Source organism: Demequina silvatica, from assembly GCF_000971215.1.
Taxonomy (GTDB): Bacteria; Actinomycetota; Actinomycetes; order Actinomycetales; family Demequinaceae; genus Demequina; species Demequina silvatica.
Genome location: NZ_BBMA01000004.1, coordinates 1 through 19,857, shown reverse-complemented (window position 1 = coordinate 19,857; position 19,857 = coordinate 1). Strand labels below are relative to the sequence as shown.

The 19,857-nt window shown below is 71.8% G+C and carries 18 protein-coding genes; 10 read left to right on the top strand and 8 right to left on the bottom strand.

Annotation, left to right across the window (positions count from 1 at the left end; translation table 11 throughout):
• Window positions 1–60: 60 nt before the first annotated feature.
• Window positions 61–1,635: an SDR family oxidoreductase gene (locus tag AOM05_RS05955; RefSeq protein ID WP_082097321.1), complete on the top strand. Its 1,575-nt coding sequence runs from the start codon at window positions 61–63 to the stop codon at window positions 1,633–1,635.
• Here AOM05_RS05955 and AOM05_RS05950 read toward each other — a convergent pair.
• Together AOM05_RS05950 and AOM05_RS05945 are read right to left on the bottom strand one after the other, a co-directional pair.
• Window positions 1,626–2,453, bottom strand: coding sequence for a DUF6544 family protein (locus AOM05_RS05950; protein ID WP_062520299.1), 828 nt, complete (start codon window positions 2,451–2,453; stop codon window positions 1,626–1,628). The genes AOM05_RS05955 and AOM05_RS05950 overlap by 10 nt on opposite strands.
• Before the next feature lie 8 nt (window positions 2,454–2,461).
• The gene (locus AOM05_RS05945) at window positions 2,462–3,376 is read right to left on the bottom strand and encodes a CE1 family esterase (protein ID WP_062520297.1); all 915 of its coding nucleotides are present in this window, start codon (window positions 3,374–3,376) and stop codon (window positions 2,462–2,464) included.
• A 114-nt stretch (window positions 3,377–3,490) separates the two neighbouring features.
• On the opposite strand from AOM05_RS05945, the gene AOM05_RS05940 reads away from it, so the two are divergent.
• From AOM05_RS05940 to AOM05_RS14195, 4 genes are all read left to right on the top strand, one after another.
• Complete coding sequence (locus AOM05_RS05940) at window positions 3,491–5,356, top strand: DEAD/DEAH box helicase (protein WP_062520294.1); 1,866 nt, start codon at window positions 3,491–3,493, stop codon at window positions 5,354–5,356.
• Between the two features lie 431 nt (window positions 5,357–5,787).
• A complete protein-coding gene (locus tag AOM05_RS05935; protein WP_156165073.1) occupies window positions 5,788–6,405 on the top strand; it encodes a hypothetical protein in 618 nt (205 codons plus the stop codon).
• Window positions 6,406–6,819: 414 nt separating this feature from the next.
• Window positions 6,820–8,352 carry an SDR family NAD(P)-dependent oxidoreductase gene (locus AOM05_RS05930; RefSeq protein WP_062520290.1) on the top strand — a complete coding sequence of 511 codons (1,533 nt, stop codon included), beginning with the start codon at window positions 6,820–6,822 and terminating at the stop codon, window positions 8,350–8,352.
• 4 nt (window positions 8,353–8,356) lie between these two features.
• Complete coding sequence (locus AOM05_RS14195; RefSeq protein WP_156165072.1) at window positions 8,357–8,563, top strand: putative acetyltransferase; 207 nt, start codon at window positions 8,357–8,359, stop codon at window positions 8,561–8,563.
• Window positions 8,564–8,572: 9 nt separating this feature from the next.
• On the opposite strand, the gene AOM05_RS05925 is transcribed toward AOM05_RS14195, so the two are convergent.
• Window positions 8,573–8,998, bottom strand: a complete 426-nt coding sequence (locus tag AOM05_RS05925; RefSeq protein WP_082097319.1) for an SRPBCC family protein — start codon at window positions 8,996–8,998, stop codon at window positions 8,573–8,575.
• 53 nt (window positions 8,999–9,051) lie between these two features.
• On the bottom strand, window positions 9,052–9,489 hold the full coding sequence (locus AOM05_RS13945; protein ID WP_082097318.1) for a hypothetical protein: 438 nt from the start codon (window positions 9,487–9,489) through the stop codon (window positions 9,052–9,054).
• Window positions 9,490–9,639: 150 nt separating this feature from the next.
• Between AOM05_RS13945 and AOM05_RS05920 the strand changes: the two genes are divergently transcribed.
• A complete protein-coding gene (locus AOM05_RS05920) occupies window positions 9,640–12,033 on the top strand; it encodes an ATP-binding protein (RefSeq protein ID WP_062520288.1) in 2,394 nt (797 codons plus the stop codon).
• Here AOM05_RS05920 and AOM05_RS05915 read toward each other — a convergent pair.
• From AOM05_RS05915 to AOM05_RS05905, 3 genes are all read right to left on the bottom strand, one after another.
• Entirely contained in the window at window positions 11,999–12,664 is a 666-nt protein-coding gene (locus AOM05_RS05915; protein WP_062520286.1) for a hemerythrin domain-containing protein, read from the bottom strand. The genes AOM05_RS05920 and AOM05_RS05915 overlap by 35 nt on opposite strands.
• 118 nt (window positions 12,665–12,782) lie before the next feature.
• Window positions 12,783–13,307: a hypothetical protein gene (locus tag AOM05_RS05910; protein WP_156165071.1), complete on the bottom strand. Its 525-nt coding sequence runs from the start codon at window positions 13,305–13,307 to the stop codon at window positions 12,783–12,785.
• A 121-nt stretch (window positions 13,308–13,428) separates the two neighbouring features.
• The gene (locus tag AOM05_RS05905; RefSeq protein ID WP_062520282.1) at window positions 13,429–14,298 is read right to left on the bottom strand and encodes a helix-turn-helix transcriptional regulator; all 870 of its coding nucleotides are present in this window, start codon (window positions 14,296–14,298) and stop codon (window positions 13,429–13,431) included.
• Between the two features lie 131 nt (window positions 14,299–14,429).
• On the opposite strand from AOM05_RS05905, the gene AOM05_RS05900 reads away from it, so the two are divergent.
• The 3 genes from AOM05_RS05900 to AOM05_RS05890 all read left to right on the top strand — a co-directional run bounded on the left by AOM05_RS05900 (window position 14,430) and on the right by AOM05_RS05890 (window position 17,545).
• Window positions 14,430–15,272 (top strand): aldo/keto reductase, encoded by an 843-nt coding sequence (locus tag AOM05_RS05900; protein ID WP_062520281.1) that lies wholly within the window; start codon window positions 14,430–14,432, stop codon window positions 15,270–15,272.
• Between the two features lie 137 nt (window positions 15,273–15,409).
• Window positions 15,410–16,282 carry a Sir2 family NAD-dependent protein deacetylase gene (locus AOM05_RS05895; RefSeq protein ID WP_082097317.1) on the top strand — a complete coding sequence of 291 codons (873 nt, stop codon included), beginning with the start codon at window positions 15,410–15,412 and terminating at the stop codon, window positions 16,280–16,282.
• A 144-nt stretch (window positions 16,283–16,426) separates the two neighbouring features.
• Window positions 16,427–17,545, top strand: a complete 1,119-nt coding sequence (locus AOM05_RS05890; RefSeq protein WP_062520277.1) for a class I SAM-dependent methyltransferase — start codon at window positions 16,427–16,429, stop codon at window positions 17,543–17,545.
• 65 nt (window positions 17,546–17,610) lie between these two features.
• On the opposite strand, the gene AOM05_RS05885 is transcribed toward AOM05_RS05890, so the two are convergent.
• Window positions 17,611–18,510 carry a dihydrodipicolinate synthase family protein gene (locus AOM05_RS05885; RefSeq protein WP_062520847.1) on the bottom strand — a complete coding sequence of 300 codons (900 nt, stop codon included), beginning with the start codon at window positions 18,508–18,510 and terminating at the stop codon, window positions 17,611–17,613.
• A gap of 33 nt (window positions 18,511–18,543) precedes the next feature.
• Between AOM05_RS05885 and AOM05_RS05875 the strand changes: the two genes are divergently transcribed.
• Window positions 18,544–19,829 (top strand): IS3 family transposase gene (locus AOM05_RS05875; RefSeq protein ID WP_156165070.1). Its coding sequence is split into 2 segments (ribosomal slippage): window positions 18,544–18,817 and window positions 18,817–19,829, totalling 1,287 coding nucleotides; the frame shifts between segments, so codons are not numbered across the junction.
• Window positions 19,830–19,857 lie beyond the last annotated feature (28 nt).

The following is a 19,857-nucleotide window of genomic DNA, read 5'->3' as shown; positions in this document are numbered from 1 at the left end:
GCCGGGTTGCCCGTCACAGGCGAGCTCCGGCGCGGCGGCCGGACGGACGGGAGCGATGCGATGAGCGAGATGCCCGAGGTGCCACTCGAGGAGGCTGCGCTCAGCGGCCCGCTCGGGGCGGAACCGGCGCTGCGCGCGCAGCCGCGCGAGGACGGCAGCTCGCCGCTGGTCCTGGTGCTCGGCGCCACCGGGTACATCGGCGGCCGGCTGGTGCCGCGCCTGCTCGCCGGCGGCTACCGGGTCCGGGTGCTCACGCGCTCCGGCGCGCGCCTGGCCGCACTGCCGTGGGCGGGGGACGTCGAGGTCGTCGAGGGCGACGCCGCAGACGCGGACGCGATGGGCCGCGCCATGGACGGCGTCGACGTCGTTTACTACCTCATCCACTCGATGCACGCCGGCCGCGACTACGGCCGCCTCGACCGGGCGATCGCGCTGACCGTCGCCAAGGCCGCGGCCGCGCATCGCGTGGGGCGCATCGTCTACCTCAGCGGCCTGCACCCGGACGGCGTGGATCTGTCGCCGCACCTGGCCTCCCGCAAGGAGGTGGGCGACATCCTGGTCGCGTCCGCGACGCCGACGTTGGTGCTGCAGGCCGGCGTGGTGATCGGCTCCGGCTCCGCGTCCTTCGAGATGATCCGCCACCTCACCGAGGTGCTGCCGTACATGCCCGCGCCCCGCTGGGTGCGCAACCGCATCCAGCCCATCGCCGTCCGAGACGTCATCTGGTACCTCCTCGCGGCGGCACACGTCGAGGGCGACGTGAACCGCGAGGTCGACATCGGCGGGCCGGACGTCATGCGCTACTCCGAGATGATGAACGGCTACGCCGATGTCGCAGGGCTCCCCCGCCGCGGCATCACGGCGCTGCCCGTGCTCACGCCGAGCCTCGCGTCCCACTGGGTGGGGCTCGTCACGCCGGTCCCGCGGCAGATCGCGCGGCCCCTGGTGGAGTCGCTCCTTCATTCGTGCGTGGTGAAGGACGATGCGGTGGCCGGGTTGATCCCCCCGCCTCCCGAGGGTCTGACGGGGTATCGCGAGGCGGTGCGGCTGGCGCTGGGACGCATCGAGATCGACCAGGTGGAGACCAGCTGGGTGGACGCGCGCGTGCCCGGCGCACCCAGCGACCCGATGCCGAGCGACCCGGACTGGGCCGGGCGCACGGTGTTCCAGGACCGGCGCAGCAAGGTCACCTCGGCGCAGCCCGGTCCGGTATGGGACGTGATCACGACGGTCGGCGGCGCGACGGGCTGGTACTCGGCGTCGGTCCTGTGGGCGGCACGGGGGCTGATGGACCGCGTGGCGGGAGGCGTGGGCCAGCGCCGGGGTCGTCGCACGCGCGGCGACCTCCGGGTGGGCGACGCCGTGGACGTGTGGCGCGTCGAGGTGCTCGAGCCCGAGCGGCTGCTGCGCCTGCGCGCGGAGATGCGGGTGCCTGGCAAGGCGTGGCTCGAGCTCGGCGTCGAGCCGACCTCGTCCGGGTCCGTCTACCGCCAGCGCGCGGTGTTCTTCCCGCGCGGGCTCACGGGGCGGCTGTACTGGCTGTCGATGCTCCCGTTCCACGGGCTGATCTTCAGCGGCATGGTCAACAGGATCGTGGCGGAGGCGGAGGGCGCCGAGCCGGCCGGTCAGCGGTAGCCGATCGAGTCCATGGTGAGCTCGAGGTAGGTCCAGGCGGCGCCGGGCTCGTGCCACCGGGCCTCGCCGCGGGCGCACACGGAAGTGCCATCCCACTCGGCTCGTTCGAGTATCGGGGTGGACCACGGCAAGAGCCGCGCCCGGCCGGTGCCCGCCTCGATCATGCGGTCCTCGGACACGAAGTCGACGAGCATCCCGTCCTTGTCGAACACCAGCGTCGCGTCGACGCGCTCCCCCGTGCCGTCGTAGATCCCGCGTGCGGTCGCCGCATCGCTCTCCAGCCAGGTCACGGGCGCGCCGACAAGCGCCCCCGGCGCGAAGAGGCAGATGTCGTTGAGCATGGTCACCGCCTCCGAGCGGTCCATCTGGGCCCCGCCGGCACGCACCACCGGCACCACGGAGAAGGCGTCGACGCGCATGGTGGCGTGCCCGTCCTCGAGCACGTGCAGCACCTCGGCCGGCAGCCCACGCATGCGCGCATCGAGGTGGAACCACCGCGTCGGCGACGTGCCGAACCGGTTGACCTGGCGGCCCCGCACACCCATCCAGGGCGCGTCGGGCGCGGACCGGATGCGACCGTGGAAGGTCGCACGGAGACCTGTCGGGACGGGCCTGCCGACCACGCCCGCCCCGTGGAGCCAGCGGCCCACGGGGTCCGGGAGCGCGTCGAGATCCGCGGCCGTCACCGTCCGCGCGGAGGGCTCGAGCGGGATCGCCGTCTCGCGCCGGAAACGCGCCCGCGGCGACGTGGGCCCGGCCGCGCGCCAGGCCGCCGCCGCGCCCAGGGCGACGCCCGCCGCGAGAGCCGGCCCGCGCATCGTCCCCCTCACGGCGCCACCCGCGGATGCGCGAGCAGGAAGTCGACGATCGCCGGCACCGCGTCCGGCCCGAAGTCCATGGTGTGATCCGCGCCCGTCACGGTCCACAGCTCGGCGTCCACGCCGGCGGGGCATCGCGGCGCGGCCGCGACGGTGGTCTCCGCACCGTCCAGGGTCGCCTCCAGGTCGAGCATGGCGCCCGTCGGGTCCAGGGTGGGCTCGCAGCCGTCGCGCTCGGCCCACGCGGTCACGCTGTCGGGCGCGGAGGGATACGTCGCCGCTCCGATCGCTGCGCCGTCGTAGGCGATGGTGTCGTCGGCGGTGCCGTGCACCTCGAGGACGCTCACCGGGGTGGACGCATCGCACCCCGACGGAGGGGCGCTGGAGCCCGCGATGCTCGCGATGGCCGCGAGGAGGTCGGCGTGCTCGCACGCGAGGCGGTAGGCCATGAAGCCGCCGTTGGACACGCCGAGCACCGCGACGCGGTCGGGGTCGGCGCCGTACTCCTTCAGCACCGCGGCGATGAGGTCCGCGAGGTAGCGCGAGTCGTCGACGGCCGTGCCCGTGAAGTTGCAGCACGCGTCGCTCGCATCCCAGAAGCGGCGTCCGGCCTCGTCAGGGGTGCCATCCGGCGCGACGTAGAGGAAGCCGCGCTCCTCGGACAGGGCCGCGATGTCGTAGATGTCGACCAGCTGCTCGCCGGTCATCCCGTAGCCGTGGAGCAGCAGAAGCAGCGGTGGCGCCTCGCCGGCCGATTCGGGAACGTGCACCTCGTACGGACGGTTCGCCTGCGCGCCGCCGGACGTGGTGGCGCCCCCGGCCGGCGCATCGTCCCCTCCGCCACCGCAGGCGGCCACAGCGACCAGCACCGCGGCGACCGTGCCGATCCACCGGCGCGGCCGCCCGGAGGTGGATCCGCTCACGCGGCCATCGTAGGCACCGCGATGCTCGCCGTGCCGGGCGCGCGGCACCGATCGATTCCGCCCAAAACGCCCGGTTGGTCCCCGTACGGGACCGCGGACGCCTACGGTTGTCACATGACTTCCGACAGCCCCGAGACCGACGCCGCTGACGCGCCCACGCAGACCTTCGCCGACCTCGGCCTCGACGGGCCGATCCTCAAGTCCCTCAAGGCGGTCGGCTACGAGACCCCGTCTGCGATCCAGGCGGAGACAATCCCGCTGCTGCTCGAGGGCGGCGACGTGGTGGGCCTCGCCCAGACCGGCACCGGCAAGACCGCCGCCTTCGCGCTGCCGATCCTCGCGCGCCTCGACAAGGCGCAGAAGGCGCCGCAGGCGCTCGTGCTCGCCCCCACGCGCGAGCTCGCGCTCCAGGTCTGCGAGGCGTTCGAGCGCTACGCCGCGGAGATCAAGGGCGTCCACGTGCTGCCCGTGTACGGCGGCCAGGGCTACGGCGTGCAGCTGTCGGCGCTGCGGCGCGGCGTGCACATCGTGGTCGGCACGCCGGGCCGCATCATGGACCACCTGGACAAGGGCACGCTCGACCTGTCGGAGCTCAAGTACCTGGTGCTCGACGAGGCCGACGAGATGCTGAAGATGGGCTTCGCCGAGGACGTCGAGACCATCCTCGCGTCCACGCCCGACGACAAGCAGGTCGCACTGTTCTCCGCGACCATGCCCGCGTCGATCCGCCGCCTGTCGCAGCGCTACCTCACGGACCCGACCGAGATCACGGTCAAGCGCAAGACCACCACGTCCTCCACCATCACGCAGCGCTACCTGGTGGTGTCCTACCAGCAGAAGATGGACGCGCTCACCCGCATCCTCGAGGTCGAGAACTTCGAGGCGATGATCGTGTTCACGCGCACCAAGAACGACACCGAGCAAGTGGCCGAGCGCCTGCGCGCGCGCGGCCTCGCGGCGGCGGCGATCAGCGGCGACGTCGCGCAGGCCCAGCGCGAGCGCACCATCAAGCAGCTCAAGGACGGCAAGCTCGACATCCTGGTCGCGACCGACGTCGCGGCGCGCGGACTTGACGTGGAGCGCATCAGCCACGTCGTCAACTTCGACATCCCGATCGACACCGAGTCCTACGTCCACCGCGTGGGCCGCACCGGCCGCGCGGGCCGCACCGGCGACGCGATCAGCTTCATCACCCCGCGCGAGCGCCGCCTCCTCACCGCGATCGAGAAGGCGACCCGCCAGCCGCTCACCGAGATGCACTGGCCCAGCGCCGACGAGGTCAACGCGACCCGTCTGGCCCGCTTCGACGAGTCCATCACCGCGGCACTCGCGCAGGCCGACCGCATCAGCCGTTTCCGCGACATCATCGGCCATTACGTCGAGCACCACGACGTCCCCGAGACGGACGTCGCCGCGGCGCTCGCGGTCGTCGCGCAGGGCGACACGCCGCTGCTGCTCGACCCCGCCGACGAGCCCAAGCGTCAGCAGTTCGCGCCCGACCGCGGCTCTCGAGACCGGCCCCGGGACGATGCGCGGGGTGCGGGCCGCGACGACGATCGCCGGGGTCGTGGGCCCAGCGAGGGATTCAGCACCTACCGGATCGAGGTGGGCAAGCGGCACAAGGTCGAGCCCCGTCAGATCGTCGGCGCGCTCGCGAACGAGGGCGGCCTCGCGCGCGGCGACTTCGGCAAGATCACCATCAAGCCCGAGTTCTCGCTGGTCGAGCTGCCGTCGACCCTCCCGCCTTCGGCGCTGAACCGTCTGAGTGGGACGCGCATCTCCGGGCGCCTGATCGAGATCAAGCCCGATGGCGGGCCGGGTGCACGCGGAGGATCGCGTGGCGGTCGCTACGGCGACCGGAACGACTCTCGCGGTGACTCGCGGGGCGGACGCTACGGCGACCGCGGCGACTCGCGTGGCGACTTCCGTGGGGACTCGCGCGGCGACGACCGTCGCCCGCGCAAGCCCCGCTGGGACTGACGCACGTTTCCGTCGTAGAGGCGGGTTCGACGCGCCCTTGAGACGTGCGATGGCTGTCAGCATCGCCACCGCGGTGTCGATGGCCGTCATCTCGGGCTCCCATCCCGAGCGGGTTAGTCACTCGGCTCGTGGCCAGCATGGGCGTCGCGACCGCCATGTCGATCCAGCCATGGCTCGTGGGCAGGAAACGCGCAAGCCCACAACCGAGACCACGGCGCGCGTGCGCCGACCTTCGCGAGCACGCGCGGCAGCGCCGTACCCACGTCGCCGCTCGCTCCCACGACCACGACTCTCACCGCGTCACCTCGCGTTGCTGCTGCGGCCCCGAGCGTCGACCGGCGGGCACCGCGGGCGACTCCAGGTGGCGTTCGATGCGGACCGCGCTTACGCTCGGTTCCAGCAGTCCGTTCGCGTCGCTCAGGGGGGTCCGCGTGATTGCTGCGATCGCACCGGTGAAGGGTGCGCCGCCGGGCTGCCAACGGGGACGGCGTGCCAAGGCGGTCGGGATCGTCTCCGCCATCATCGTCGGCGTGGCCGCCATGGTTGGGGTGGGAGGATCCGCGGACGCTACACAAAGCGCGGGTGACGGACGCCCTGGGCCCACCCGCGTATTCAAGCCGATGATCACCGCGTTCGAGGAGCAGAACCTCATCGAGCTCAACGTCATCGCGACGTATCGCGTCTTCGGGACTATGGGCCTTCAGTCGGTGAAGCGGAGCCCGGCGACGGCCTCACGGCAGCGCGTCGCGATCCGATATCTGCTCCAGCAGTGGGATGGCACCCGTTGGGTCACGGATCGGCTCAGTCCGGTGTACCGCGGATGGCTGACGGCGGCCCAACCCAGCCTGAGTTCGCCCGCGTGGGCCACGTATCCGAGCCGGCAGCCCACGTTGCCTCGTTCGTACCGCTTCGCGTTTGTGGTGCGGTGGTACACCCCTGGGGGTAAGCACCTGGGATCACGCATCATCGTGCCCGCCCACAGCGGCGAGACTGCGTGCAGCGTGGTGCACATGAAGTGTACGGCGGCGCCGGGCTTCGTCACGTTGTGAAGGGTCGGCCCCATGCCCATGGCCTACCGCTAGCTCTCAATGGCCCACACCGCAGCACGCTGCGTCGCGCTCACCTCTCCCCTTGCCCCGTGGTCGGGCGGCTTCGGCCGTCGCCGACGCCGCGGGTCACGAGGCCGTTGCAGTCTCGGCGGCCGTTGGCAAGCTCCGCATGCGAATACCCGACGCGCTACGACGACTCGACGACACCCGGATCTCCACGCGCCTCATCGAGGTCATACCCGACGGCGGGCCGGGCGCGCGCGATGGATCGCGTGGCGGTCACCACGGGGACCGGCACGACTCGCAAGGTGACGCACGGGCGGACGCTACGGCGACCGCGGCGACGACCGTCGCCCGCGCAAGCCGCGCTGGGACTGACGTCGCGCCGTGGGGGGCGCCGGTAGAATCGAGCGAGTGCCCGAGACCCCTGCCGACGCTCCCCCGAGCCACGTCATCGACCCCGACGACCTTGCCACCACGCTGCGCGTGCTGGCGTCGCTGAGCGACGTCGACGAGGACCACCCGGACTTCACCACGGTGCGCAACGCGACCGCGGCGATGATCAAGGCTGTCAAGCAGAGCCGGCGCCGCGAGCGCCGCGCGGCCATCGCCGAGGCGGACTCGGCCGTGGTCGCCGCCACCGCGACCGGCGCTTCCGACAGGATCGACGACGAGACCCGCGGGCTGACGCTCGAGGCGCGGGCCTCGGCGCCCACGGCGGGCACCTATCTCAAGGCGCGTCCCTGCTACATCTGCAAGCAGAAGTACACGACGGTCGACGCGTTCTACCACCAGCTCTGCCCCGCGTGCGCGGCCACGGGTCACGCGAAGCGCCACGCGCGCACCGACCTCCGCGGCCGGCGCGCGCTGCTCACGGGCGGGCGGGCGAAGATCGGCATGCACATCGCGCTGCTGCTGCTCCGTGACGGTGCCGACCTCACGGTGACCACCCGCTTCCCTCGCGACGCCGTGCGCCGGTTCGCGGCGATGCCCGACGCCGCCGCGTGGCTCCACCGGCTCACCGTGGTGGGGATCGACCTGCGCGATCCCGCCCAGGTGGTCGCACTCGCGGACTCGGTCGCGGCGCATGGACCGCTCGACATCCTCATCAACAACGCGGCCCAGACGGTGCGCCGCTCCCCCGGCGCGTACGCGCCGCTGGTCGACGCCGAGTCCGTGCCCATCCCGCACGGCCTGTGGGAGGACGGCCGCGGCCCGCAGCTGCTCACCCTGGGCCGCACCAACGACGCGCACCCGCTCAGCATCGAGTCCTCTGTGGCGACGCATCCGCTGCTCGCCTCCGCGCATCTCGAGGAGATGGGCGCCGGCACCGCAGCCGCCGAGGCGCAGCGCCTCACGGACCTGGCGCTCGCGCCCGGGTCCTCGTCGCTGGAAAGGCTCGCGGACGGCACCGCCATCGACGCGGGCGGGCTGGTGCCCGACCTCCACGACACCAACTCGTGGATCCAGGCGGTCGGCGAGGTCACACCGCTCGAGCTGCTCGAGGTGCAGCTGTGCAACTCGACCGCCCCGTTCATCCTCATCAACCGCCTGCGTGCGTCGCTCGCTCAGGCGGCCACCGCATCGTCCACCGGTCGCTCCTACGTGGTGAACGTCTCCGCGATGGAGGGCGTGTTCGAGCGCGGCTACAAGGGCCCCGGCCACCCGCACACCAACATGGCGAAGGCGGCGCTCAACATGCTCACGCGGACGAGCGCGCGGGAGATGTTCGAGACGGACCGCATCCTCATGACGAGCGTCGACACGGGCTGGATCACCGACGAGCGCCCGCATCCCACCAAGGTGCGGCTGGCCGAGGAGGGCTTCCACGCGCCGCTCGACCTGGTCGACGGCGCCGCCCGGGTGTACGACCCGGTGGTGCGCGGCGAGGGCGGCGAGGACCTCTTCGGGGTGTTCCTCAAGGACTACGCGCCCTCGAAGTGGTGATGGCGTGATCCGGCTTCCTGCGCCCGGGAATCGTGTGGTGGTGCGCTACCTGCTGCCGGACGGTCAGGCGACCGATGCGCTGGGCACCCTCGTCAGCGTGTCCGCGGCGGAGGTGGTGGTCGAGACCCGGCGCGGGACCGTGCGCATCGTGGGCGACACGATCATCGCTGCGAAGGAGGTGCCACCGGCGCCTCCGCGCCGCGCGGGCTGAGCCGCTCGCTCAGGCCGCCGCCTCGCACCTGGCCTTCAGGCCGTTCGCCTCGTTGTGGAGGTACCGGTCCGTGAGGCCCCGGTAGACGCGGCCCATGAGCGGGCCGAGCAGCCCGCTCTGCGTGATGGACAGCGTCACGTGCGTGCCGCCGTCGGGCAGCGGGTCGACCTCGTGGCGGGCCGTGGTGGCGAGGCCGGGGTGCGTGGCGACCCAGGTGAAGGAGTGGCCGGGATCGAGCTCGGTGACGGCGTAGTCGGCATCGGCAAGCCTGGGCTGGGCGACCTTCGCGTGGGTGCCGACGTGGAGCGGGGCGTCGTCGGACCGGATCACCGACGTCACGGTCGGCGTCCACTCCGGCCAATGGTCGACGTCGCTCAGCACCGCCCACACCCTGTCGGGCGGGGCCGCGATGTCGATCGCGACGCTCTGGGTCACCAGTTGATTGTCGCGCTCCGCGGGGCGGCGCGCGAGCGCTGGCGGTCCCGACGTCAGGCCCCCCGGAGGGTGACGCCGCGCAGCCGCTGCACCCCGAGGTAGGCGGCGGTGAGGAGGAGGCCCACGTAGACGTCGTTCTCGAACCAGCCGAAGGTGGTCTGCTGCGCGGGACCGAAGTTGGTCGGGTAGTAGAAGATCGAGATCCCGAGCAGCACCGTGAGGTAGCCGAGGACGGTCACCTGAGCCCAGCGAGCCGGGCGTCCGGCGAGCCACGCGACACCGAACGCGACCGCATAGAAGGCCCAGGTGAGCGGCGTGGTCACCGTGAAGGTCGGGTCCTCGATGCCCGCGAGCCAGGCGTAGACGGTGTGGCCGGCGGACAGCGTGAACGCGACCAGCAGGATGCCGCGCAGGTGGCGGCCGTAGGACGTGGTGCGGGTGGCGGCGGATGCTTGCCGGGCCGTGGTGGACGGGATGGAGGCGGCGGACATGGTGGTTCCCTTTCTCGATGGACGGCCCCGTGCCGCCCGCGTCCCAGCCTTCTCGTCAGCGGCCGGCCATCACACCCACAGCGGACCCACACCGCCGCCACACGGGTCGGAACCGTCGCGGCCCGCCGTCCGCCCTGTTAGCGTGCCGACGTGGGGCACGAAAACACGCCCGAGGGGGTCGGCGCCGTCCTGCGGCGCCTGCGGGAGTCGCGCGCCCTCACCCAGGAGGAGCTGGCCGAACGCTCCGGCATCACCGCGAAGGCGATCGGCGCGCTCGAGCGGGGCGAACGCCGTCGCCCGTACCCGCACACTGTGCGTGCCCTCGCGGAGGGCCTCGGGCTGACCGCGGACGAGCGGGCCGCGCTCGTCGCCGCCGTCCCGGCGAGGGCTGCGGGGGCGCCCGAGCCAACGCCCCACTCCGCTGGAGAGAGCACCGACCCGTCCACCGCTCCCGCCGCCGTCGCCACCACGCCGCTCGTGGCCGCCGGTGACCTGATCGGGCGTGAGTCCGAGAGTGCGGAGCTGCGCGCGCTCGTGTCCGACGGCCACCACCGGCTCGTCACCCTCACCGGCCCGGGAGGGATCGGCAAGACTCGGCTCGCGCTCGACGTCCTCGCGAGCGAGACGCCCCGGTTCCCCGGTGGCGCGGTCGCCGTCGATCTCGCGCCCGTCCGCCAGGCCGTGCACGCGCTCCCCCGCATCGCGGCGGCGCTGGGCCGGCCAGATCTGGTGGACGAGGACCCGCTGGGCGAGCTGGCGCGCCACCTCAGCGGGGCGCCGGTGCTGCTGGTCCTGGACAACCTCGAGCAGGTCGCTGGCATCGCGGCCGTGCTCGCGGACCTCGTGGCACGGTGCCGTGGCCTGGTGGTGGTCGCGACCAGCCGCGCGGCCCTGAGGATCCGCGTCGAGTTCGAGTACGCGGTGCCGCCACTGGCCCTCCCCGCCACGGCGTCCGTCGACGCGGTCGCGTCCGCGCCCGCCGTGCGGCTGCTCGTGGACCGTGCGGGCGCCGCGGGCCGCGGCCTGCCCCGCAGCATTGAGGACGCTGCCGCGCTCGCCGCCATCGCCCGACGGCTCGACGGGATCCCGCTCGCGCTCGAGCTCGCGGCGGCGGGATTGCGGCTGCTCTCCCCGGCGGCCCTGTCCGGCATGCTCGGGCGGGTCGAGCTCGGCGGCGCGCCTCAGGATCTCCCCGCCCGGCACCGGACGATGGAGCGCGTGCTCGAGTGGAGCATGGACCTGCTCGAGCCCGAGGAGATCGCGCTGTTCGAGCGGCTCTCGGTCTTCATCGGCGGCTTCTCCCTCGACGCGATGCAGGCAGTCGCGACGCCCGCGGACGGCGGCCCGTGGGGCACGGCGACGTGGCAGGCCCTCGGCGCCCTCGTCGAGCAATCGCTGGCGATGCGGGTGGACGCGCCCGACGGTGAGCCCCGCTACCGGATGCTCGAGCCGGTACGCCAGTACGGGATGGCGCGGCTGCACGCGTCGGGGAGCGCGCACGTCGCCGCGGAGGAGCACTGCGCCTATTACCTCACGCTCGGGGTCACCGCCGCGAGCGGCCTCGAGGGCGCCGACCTCGTCGCGACGCTCGATCGGCTCGACGCGGACCACGGCAACCTGCGCGCCGCATTCCTGCGGCTGATCGAGGTCGATCGCGACAACGAGGCCGGCGAGCTGGCGGCGCGCCTGTGGCCGTACCTGGCGCTCCGGGGTCATGCCCGGGAGGGCCTCGAGTGGCTCGATCGGATCGGCGGGGGCGTGCCGGACGCCACGCGCTGCCGGGTCCTCACTGCGCGTTTGGGATTGCTGCTGCTCACCGGCGAACGCGCCGCGATGGCGCGGGAGTCCGACCGTGCCGCCGCCGCGTGCCGTCGCGTCTCGGATCCGGCGATCACGTGCGCGACCCTCACACTGCTCGCTCAGGCGGCCGTGTTCGCGGGGCGTCTCGACGAGGCCGCGACCGCGTTGGACGATGCTGAGGACCGCGCGCGGGAGGCCGGGAACGTGTGGGTCCAGGCGCATGGTCGGATCGCCCGGGCGCAACTGGCGCTCGCGTCGGGGGATCTCGCGTCCGCGGGGGCGGCAGCGACGGACGCGGTCGCGCGCGCACGGGACCTCGGCAACCCGTTCACCCTCGCGACCGCCCTCAACGTGCAGGCGACGCTCACCGAGATGACCGGTGACGACGGCACCACGGCCGCCCTCCTCGGCGAGTCCGTGGCCGTCTCCTTGGCCGGTCGGTTGAGCTGGACTCTCGGCTACGCACTCCCCGCGCTCGCCGCTGTCGCGGCGCGCGCCGGCGATCCCGGGTCCGCCGCCTGGCTGTTCGGCGCGGGCGCGGCGGTCTCGGTCGCCGATGCCGTGGATCCGACGTTCCCCGCCGCGCGCACGCTCGCCGACCGCGGGCTCGAACGGACCCGGGCCGCACTCGACCCCGCCACCTTCGCCCGGGAGTGGGCCGGGGGACGCGCCGCGGACGCGGCGGCGATCGCGGCACGATGCGCGGCCGTCACCTCCCACGCAGGCGACGCACGTACCGGCTGAACTGCCACGCGCCGACGGTCCGCAGCACCAGCCGAACGGGCACGGGCAGGGTGGCGAGCATGCGGGCGCGCTCGTCAGGCTCGGCATCCTCCAGAACCAGGCCGAACATGATCGGCAGCTCGCTCGTCGACATCACCTCGGTGCCGTGCTGACCCATCTGGCGCCACTCCGCATCGGTGACGTGGCGGTAGGCGAGCGGAAGGATCTCCCGCTCCTCCAGGTCGAGGTGCTCGAACAGCGCGGCACTGAATCCCTCGACGAGCGTGGCGAGCTGATCGCCGGCGGCTGCAGTGGGGTGCTCCTGCCACGCGGCGAGCGCGGGCTCGACCGCCTCGATGTGCGCATCCACCCGGTGGTGCTGCGCCTGCATGGTCTCGACGAGCCCCGTCGACGGTGCGGCACGCTCGAGCAGCAGGGGCCACAGCACGATGTCCTCGCCCGTGTGGTGCATCTCGAGCCCGGCCATGCAGAGGCGCAGGTGCCGGGCGACGACGGTGGCGCGGGCGGTGTCGCCGTCGGCGGTGGCGCGGATGTAGGTGGGGACGATGCCGAACTCGCGCCGGAAGGCGCGGTGGATCACCACCATCTCCTGGATGTCGGGGCGCTGGTCGTGGGGGACGGTCGCGGTCATGGCGGCTTCTCCTTGCGTGGGTTGCTGGTGCCACCAGGCTCACGCGCGGCCTCGCGCGACCCCACCCACAGCGCCCCCACGGATGGTCCACACCGGGGCGCATCCGCGGTCGCCGCGATCAGCCGGCGAGGAGGCCGTCCGGGTCGAGGACCTCCGTGGTCGCGGTGAGGGTCTGCTCCCCGCCATCCCACGTCACCTTGAGGACCACCTCGCCGGCGAGGTCCACGACCTCGGCCAGGTAGTCGCCCGAGCCGTCCAGGTGCCGCATGTCCTCCACCTCGATCCCGCGGGCGCCGTCGGACGGCACGTCCGCGCTCGGAGTGTCGGCCGGATAGATCTTGTCGACGCCGTCGACCGGGAGCGTCGCCGCCCCCGCCGGGATGTAGGCATCGAGGCCCTCGTCGAGCACCACGGCGACGGCGACGTCGTCGAGCACCTCGTCTGACACGTTGGTCACCGTGCCGGAGATACGGAGGGCGGTGCCGCCGTCCGAGGTGACGATGGCGACCGTGGGGTCGGTGAGCTCGAACGCGTGCGCGTCGTCGTCGGCGCCGGTGCATCCCGCCAGGGTGGCGAGCGCGACCCCAACGAGCGCGAGCCGCGTGTGCTGTCGCGTTGACGCCTGCATCTCCGTCTGCCTCATCGCGTTCTCCCCCGTGTTGCGTCGTCGCAGGTATACGGACGCTATAGCCCTCGTGGCGCGACGAGCAACGGCCCGGCCGCCTCAGCAATCCGGCAGCGCCTCGTCGCACTGCGCGCGTGCGTCACTGGTGGGTCGCGCGGGAAGGTCGGTCGCTGACGGCGAGGCTGCCCAGCAGCGCGATGCGCTCCTCGGTGGGCGATCCGGGCTCGGTGGTGTAGGCGTAGAGCATCCAGCCGGGAGTGCCGGGCAGCTCCATCCCCTCGAACGTGAACTCGAGGTCGCCGACCTGCGGATGGTGCAGGCGCTTGGTGCCCGCCCGGTGGGGGCGCACCTCGTGGGCGGACCAGCGGTCGCGGAACTCATCCGAGCGGGTGATCAGCTCGCCGACCAGGTCGGTGAGGTCCTTGTCGTGGGGGTTCTTGCCCGCGGCGTTGCGCATGCCCGCGACCAGGCTGTTCGCGCCCTGCTCCCATTCGACGTAGAAGTCGCGGGAGGCGGGGCTGAGGAAGGTGAAGCGGGCGTTGTTGCGCGCGTTCGCCGGATCGCTCAGCAGCGGTGACATCAGAGCCTCGCCGATCGCGTTGGCCGCCAGCAGGTCGGCCCGCGTGTTCTGGATGAACGTCGGCGTGGCGGTGTTCGTGTCCAGGAATCGCTGCAGGCTCGGACGGATCACGGTGGACGATGCGGGGGTGCGCTTGCGCTGGCGCCCCGGCCCCGCGGCGCGCGCCAGGTCGTGCAGGTGCTCGGTCTCCGCCTCGTTCAACTGGAGGGCGAGAGCGAGGGCGTTCAGCACCTCGGGTGAGACGCCGGATAGGTTTCCGCGTTCCATACGTGCGTAGTAGTCGGTGCTCATCCCTGCGAGCATCGCGACCTCCTCCCGACGCAGACCTGTCACGCGACGGCGGGCACCGCCGATGATGCCGGCCTGGTCGGGGGTCAGGCGCGCGCGACGGGTGGTGAGGAAGTCGCGCACCTCGCTCGTGTGGTCCATCCCGCCACCGTACGACGGCTCGCCCGCCTGAACGACTGACTGTCAGTACACGGATAAGGGGTCACTGTTGCGCGCCCGTGACGGGCGATGAACTGGGTCACGTGCCAGCCACCCCTCGAAAGGAACACCCCATGATCAACGTGACCCTGAATAACGGCGTCGAGATGCCCATCCTGGGCTTCGGCGTCTTCCAGGTCGGCGCGGAGGAGACCGAGCAGGCCGTCTCCGACGCCCTCGCCGCCGGATACCGCTCGATCGACACCGCCGCCGCCTACGAGAACGAGGAGGCCGTCGGCGCCGCGATCGCCAAGAGCGGCATTCCGCGCGAGGAGCTGTTCATCACCACCAAGCTGTGGGTCCAGGACCCCGGCGAGGACAACACCCACAAGGCCTTCGACGCGTCGCTCGCGAAGCTCGGCTTGGACTACGTCGACCTGTACCTGATCCACCAGCCCTTCGGCGACTACTACGCCGAATGGCGTGCCATGGAGAAGATCTACGCCGACGGGCGTGCCCGCGCGATCGGTGTGTCGAACTTCGCCGCCGACCGCCTCCTGGACCTCATCATCAACAACAAGGTGGTCCCCGCGGTCAACCAGATCGAGACCCACCCGTTCAAGCAGAACGCCGAGTACCAGGAGATCCTTACGGCCGAGGGCGTGCAGATCGAGGCCTGGGGCCCGTTCGCCGAGGGCAAGAACGGCCTGTTCACCAACCCCATCCTCGCCGAGATCGGCGCCGCGCACGGGAAGTCCGTCGCCCAGGTGGTGCTGCGTGCAGCCATCGAGCGCGGCGTCGTGGTGATCCCCAAGTCCGTCAACCCCGACCGCATGGCGCAGAACATCGACGTGTTCGACTTCGAGCTCACCGAGGACGAGATGGCCCGCGTCGCGGCGCTCGACACCGGCGAGACCCAGTTCTTCGAGCACACCAACCCCGACATGGTCCGCTGGCTCAGCGGCCGCCGGGTCTGACCTTGGCCCACGGGGAGGCATGCCGCGGCGTGTCTCCCCACGGTCGGGCGACGAGGGACGCGGCCCCAGCTACCGCATCGTCCACCGCAGGTGGCATCACGCCGCTACGGGCGTGCGACCATCGTGTTCACAGGAAGATGCGATGGACCGCGAGGAGGAGCCGCGTGACGACGGTTGAGCCTGGTATTCCCGCGCTCGCGGCACCCGAGGTGTCGCGTGCTGTCGAGGTGCTCGCGGGCCGGACCATCGCCGCGCTTACCGGCGCAGGCCTGTCGACGGATTCCGGCATCCCCGACTATCGCGGCGACGGCGCTCCTCGACGCACGCCCATGACATTCCAGGACTTCGTGGGCGACGAGGCGAAGCGGCGGCGCTACTGGGTGGGTTCGCACCTCGGGTGGAAGGCCTTCTCCGCCACGCGGCCGAACGCGGGACACCGCGCGCTCGCCGGGCTCGAAGCTGCCGGTGTCATCACGGGCCTCGTGACGCAGAACGTCGACGGGCTCCACCTGCGAGCCGGTTCGCGCGAGGTGGTCGAGCTGCACGGCAACATGAGAGGCGCGACGTGCCTCGCCTGCGGCACACGGTTCGCTCGCGAGGAGGTCGCAGGGCGCCTCGAACGCGACAACCCCGCCCTCGCGCTTCCCGACGGAGTACAGCTCGGGCCCGACGGCGACGTGCTGCCGGAGTCCTGGGAGCACGTCGAGGTTCCGGATTGCACGGCCTGCGGCGGGATCCTCAAGCCCGATGTCGTCTTCTTCGGGGAGCTGGTGCCCGCCGAACGGACCCGGGCGGCGGAACGCATCGTCGACGAAGCCGAGGCGCTGCTCGTCGCCGGATCGTCGCTTGCCGTGAACTCGGGGTTGCGATTGGTGGAGCGCGCGCGTCGCCGCGGAGCTCCGATCGTGATCATCAACCGGGGCGCCACCAAGGGCGACCGGCGCGCGGACGTCAAAGTCGACGCGGGCACCACCGAGACGCTCGAGGCCCTCGCGTCCGCGTTGACGTAGCCCCGTGGTGCGGGCTCGGTGAGGGGCTCCCCTGACCACCCGCGGCTAGGCTCGCCTCGTGAACGGCCCCCGCCCGCGCATCGTCCGCAGCCGCCCTCTCCCCCGGGCCGATGCGGCTCGGCGCGACGACGGCGATGTGATGCGGTGAACGAGATCTTCGACGCGCTGCGGCGCTGGCCCGATATCGAGGCGCCCGGGCTTGTCGCCGCGGACGCGGCCGATCGATTGATCCTGGACGAATCCGCGGAGTTCCGCGCGTCCGCGCTGCCAGGCGGCATCGTGGTGATCAACGACGCCTACGGCGCGCTCACACTCGGGACGGCGCATGCCGGTGCGAGCGGGATACGCACGCACATCGACGCCATCACCGGTGAACGCGCGCTCGAGGCGAACGCGTCTCGCGTGGGCCTCACCGGCAGCTTTCGCTCCGTCGCCCTCGACGCGGGCCTGGTGAGCGGGGCGCGGGTGGTGCTGTTGCGCCTGCCCCGCTCCCTGGACGCGCTGCGCGACATCGCCGGCCTGATCGCCGCGCACGCCGACCCCGGCGTGGTCGTGGTCGCGGGCGGGCGGCTCAAGCACATGTCGGTGTCGATGAACGCGGTGCTGAGCGAGCACTTCGGGCAGCTGGACGTCAGCCATGCCCGCCAGAAGTCGCGGGTGCTCGTCGCCCGTGCGCCTCGGGATGGTCGTGATCCCATCCCGGCCGCCGCCCGGGTCGCCGGTGTTGAGGTGCGAGCGTATGGCGGCGCCTTCGCGGGCGCTCGGCTCGACATCGGCACCCGCCTTCTCCTCGAGAACCTTCCCGACGCACCGGCGGGCGGGACGCCAGATGATCCCCTGATCGATCTGGCCTGCGGCACGGGGATCATCGGCGCGTGGATGGCCTTCCGCTATCCCGGCGTGCATGTCTACTCGTGCGACCAGTCTGCGATCGCGGTCGCGTCGGCGCGGGCGACGATGCGCGCCAACGGCGTTGCGGACCGAGTCACCGTGGCGCGGGACGACATGCTGGGCGCCAGGCCGCCCGCCAGCGCGTCCTTCATCACGCTGAACCCGCCATTCCACTCGGCAGCCGCGGTGACCGACCTCATCGCGCCGCGAATGTTCGCCGACGTGGCCAGGGTCCTGCGGCCCGGCGGTCAACTGTGGTGCGTGTGGAACTCCGGGCTCAGGTATCGGCCGTTGCTCGAGCGTGCGATCGGGCCCACCGAGCAGGTGGCGCGCAACGCAAAGTTCACCGTCACGGTGTCGACGCGTCGCTGAGGTCGCAACGCGGACGGGCGCGACAGACCGAGGACCTGTTCGCCCTTGTGGGCCGTGAGATGCGGTCAGGCGAGGCCGAGCTCGTCAACGACCTGAGTGACGCGGGAGCGCTGCTCGACAGTCAGCCCTTGGATCGGCAGCGGGAGGCTTCGCGGCCGGACGAGCCCGAGATGCTCGGCGATCGCAGAGATGACACGGAGGCTGCCCCCGAACTCGGCGAAGAGCCTCCACAAGGGTGTCAGGCGCTCCGACTTTGCCGTTGCCGCCGTGGCGTGCCCTGCTTGCGCGGCATGGGTGATCGCGAGCGCGGGTGCGGGCAGCGTGCCTGCGATGACGGAGTACCACGCGTCGCATCCAGCGTTGAGACCTGTCGCGCCGAACGCGTCACCTGAGACCCCGATCGTGACGTGCTCGGGCACCGCAGCGCGGATCGTTGCGACGTGCGCGGCCGCCCGCGTCGGGTCGGTGGGCACGCCCGGGATCTTGATCGAAGCGATCCCAGGCAGCCGCGCGATGCGGGCGTACAGGTCGGCGGTGAAGGTGAAGTGCGTGGTGCCGGGGTTGTCGTAAACGATGACCGGGAGGCTCGTGTGCTCGGTGACGGTGCGGTACAGCTCGAAGACGTCGTCGGCGGTGAGGGCCTGGTACGTCATTGGAGCGAGCAGGAGTCCTGCTGCTCCTGCCTGCTCCGCTGACTCGACGTGGGCGAGAACACGCGAGGTGCGCAGGTCTCCGACACCGATGATGACGGGCGTCTCCCCCGCGTGCCGCACAGCGAGCAGGGCGACACGGGCCCGCTCGTCCGGGGCGAGGTAGGCGTACGAACCGGTGGACCCGAGCGCGGTGATCGAATCCACACCCGACGCGGCCAAGCGCTCAACCAGACCGATGAATGCCCCCTCGTCGACCTGATCGTCGTGGAGCGGAGTGAGGGGGAAGGCAGACTGAAGGGCCCCAGGTTTGATGCCGCATCCTTTTGAGTTGGAAGGATGTACGTCATGCCGAAGAAGATCGATCCTGCCCTGCGCGACCGGGCGGTGCGGCTGGTGCGTGAGCACCGGTCGGAGTATCCGTCGCTGACGGCCGCGTCGGGAGCCGTGGCCCGCCAGCTCGGTGTGAGCCACGAGTCCGTGCGCCGGTGGGTGGTGCAGGCCGATATCGACGACGGCACCCGCGATGGTGTCTCGTCGGTCGAGCATGCCGAAATCAAGCGACTCAAGGCTGAGAACAAGCGCCTACGCGAAGACGTCGCGATCTTGAAGGCAGCGACGACTTTCTTCGTGGGGGAGCTCGACCCCCGCAACCACTGATCCTGGGCTTCATCGACACGATGAGGGCCGAGGGGCACGCGGTCGAGTCGATCTGCCGGGTCCTGCGCGAGCAGGGCTGCCAGATCGCCGCGCGCACCTACCGCGCCCAGCGTCAAGGGCGCGTCGCGGCCCGCACCGTCACCGACGCGCAGGTCCTCGACGCGGTCCGCAGCCTCGCCTGGAAGGACGTCGAGCGTGACGGCGTCGTGCGGCGGGTGCTGACCCCGGAAGGCCTGTACGGGCGACGCAAGATGACCGCGCTGATCCGCCGTCGGGCGATCCCCGACGCATCGCGGGGCGCGGTTGACCGTGCGATGCGTGCGCTGGGGCTGACGGGTATCCGACGTGACAAGAAGATTCGCACCACGATCCCAGCCAAGGACGGCACCCGTGCAGGCGACCTGCTGAACCGGGACTTCACCGCGCCGCGGCCGGACCACACGTGGGTGATGGACTTCACCTACGTCCGCACCTGGGCCGGCTGGGTCTACGTCGCATTCATCGTCGACGTGTACGCCCAACGCATCGTGGCCTGGCATGCGCAAACCACCAAGCACGTCGACCTGGTCATGATCCCGCTGCGGATGGGCCTGTGGGAGCGCGACCGTCAGGGCCACCCGATCCAGCCCGCGCAGCTGCGCGCGCACTCGGACGCCGGGTCTCAATACGTCTCGGTGGCGTACACGGACAAGCTCGAGCTGGACGGCATCGCGCCCTCGATCGGGTCGGTGGGCGACGCCTACGACAATGCGCTGATGGAGACGATCAACGGCCTGTACAAAGCCGAGTGCATCCGCACCACGGTCTTCCACGACGGCCCCTACAAGGCCATCGCGGACGTCGAGTTCGCCACCGCCGGTTGGGTCGACTGGTACAACACCCGTAGGCTCCACTCGAGCCTGGGCTACGTCCCACCAGCCGAATACGAGCAGGCTCACTACGCGGCCCTCACCCGAGAGCCGCAACCCGCATAGGAGCGGCATCAAACCTGGGGCGCTTCAG

Excerpts from the sequence above, each read along its gene's own strand:
- AOM05_RS05955 (WP_082097321.1), top strand. The coding sequence starts at position 61 with ATGAGCGAGATGCCCGAGGTGCCACTCGAGGAGGCTGCGCTCAGCGGC.
- AOM05_RS05950 (WP_062520299.1), bottom strand. The coding sequence starts at position 2,453 with ATGCGCGGGCCGGCTCTCGCGGCGGGCGTCGCCCTGGGCGCGGCGGCG.
- AOM05_RS05940 (WP_062520294.1), top strand. The coding sequence starts at position 3,491 with ATGACTTCCGACAGCCCCGAGACCGACGCCGCTGACGCGCCCACGCAG.
- AOM05_RS13945 (WP_082097318.1), bottom strand. The coding sequence starts at position 9,489 with ATGTCCGCCGCCTCCATCCCGTCCACCACGGCCCGGCAAGCATCCGCC.
- AOM05_RS05915 (WP_062520286.1), bottom strand. The coding sequence starts at position 12,664 with ATGACCGCGACCGTCCCCCACGACCAGCGCCCCGACATCCAGGAGATG.
- AOM05_RS05910 (WP_156165071.1), bottom strand. The coding sequence starts at position 13,307 with ATGAGGCAGACGGAGATGCAGGCGTCAACGCGACAGCACACGCGGCTC.
- AOM05_RS05905 (WP_062520282.1), bottom strand. The coding sequence starts at position 14,298 with ATGGACCACACGAGCGAGGTGCGCGACTTCCTCACCACCCGTCGCGCG.
- AOM05_RS05900 (WP_062520281.1), top strand. The coding sequence starts at position 14,430 with ATGATCAACGTGACCCTGAATAACGGCGTCGAGATGCCCATCCTGGGC.
- AOM05_RS05895 (WP_082097317.1), top strand. The coding sequence starts at position 15,410 with ATGCGATGGACCGCGAGGAGGAGCCGCGTGACGACGGTTGAGCCTGGT.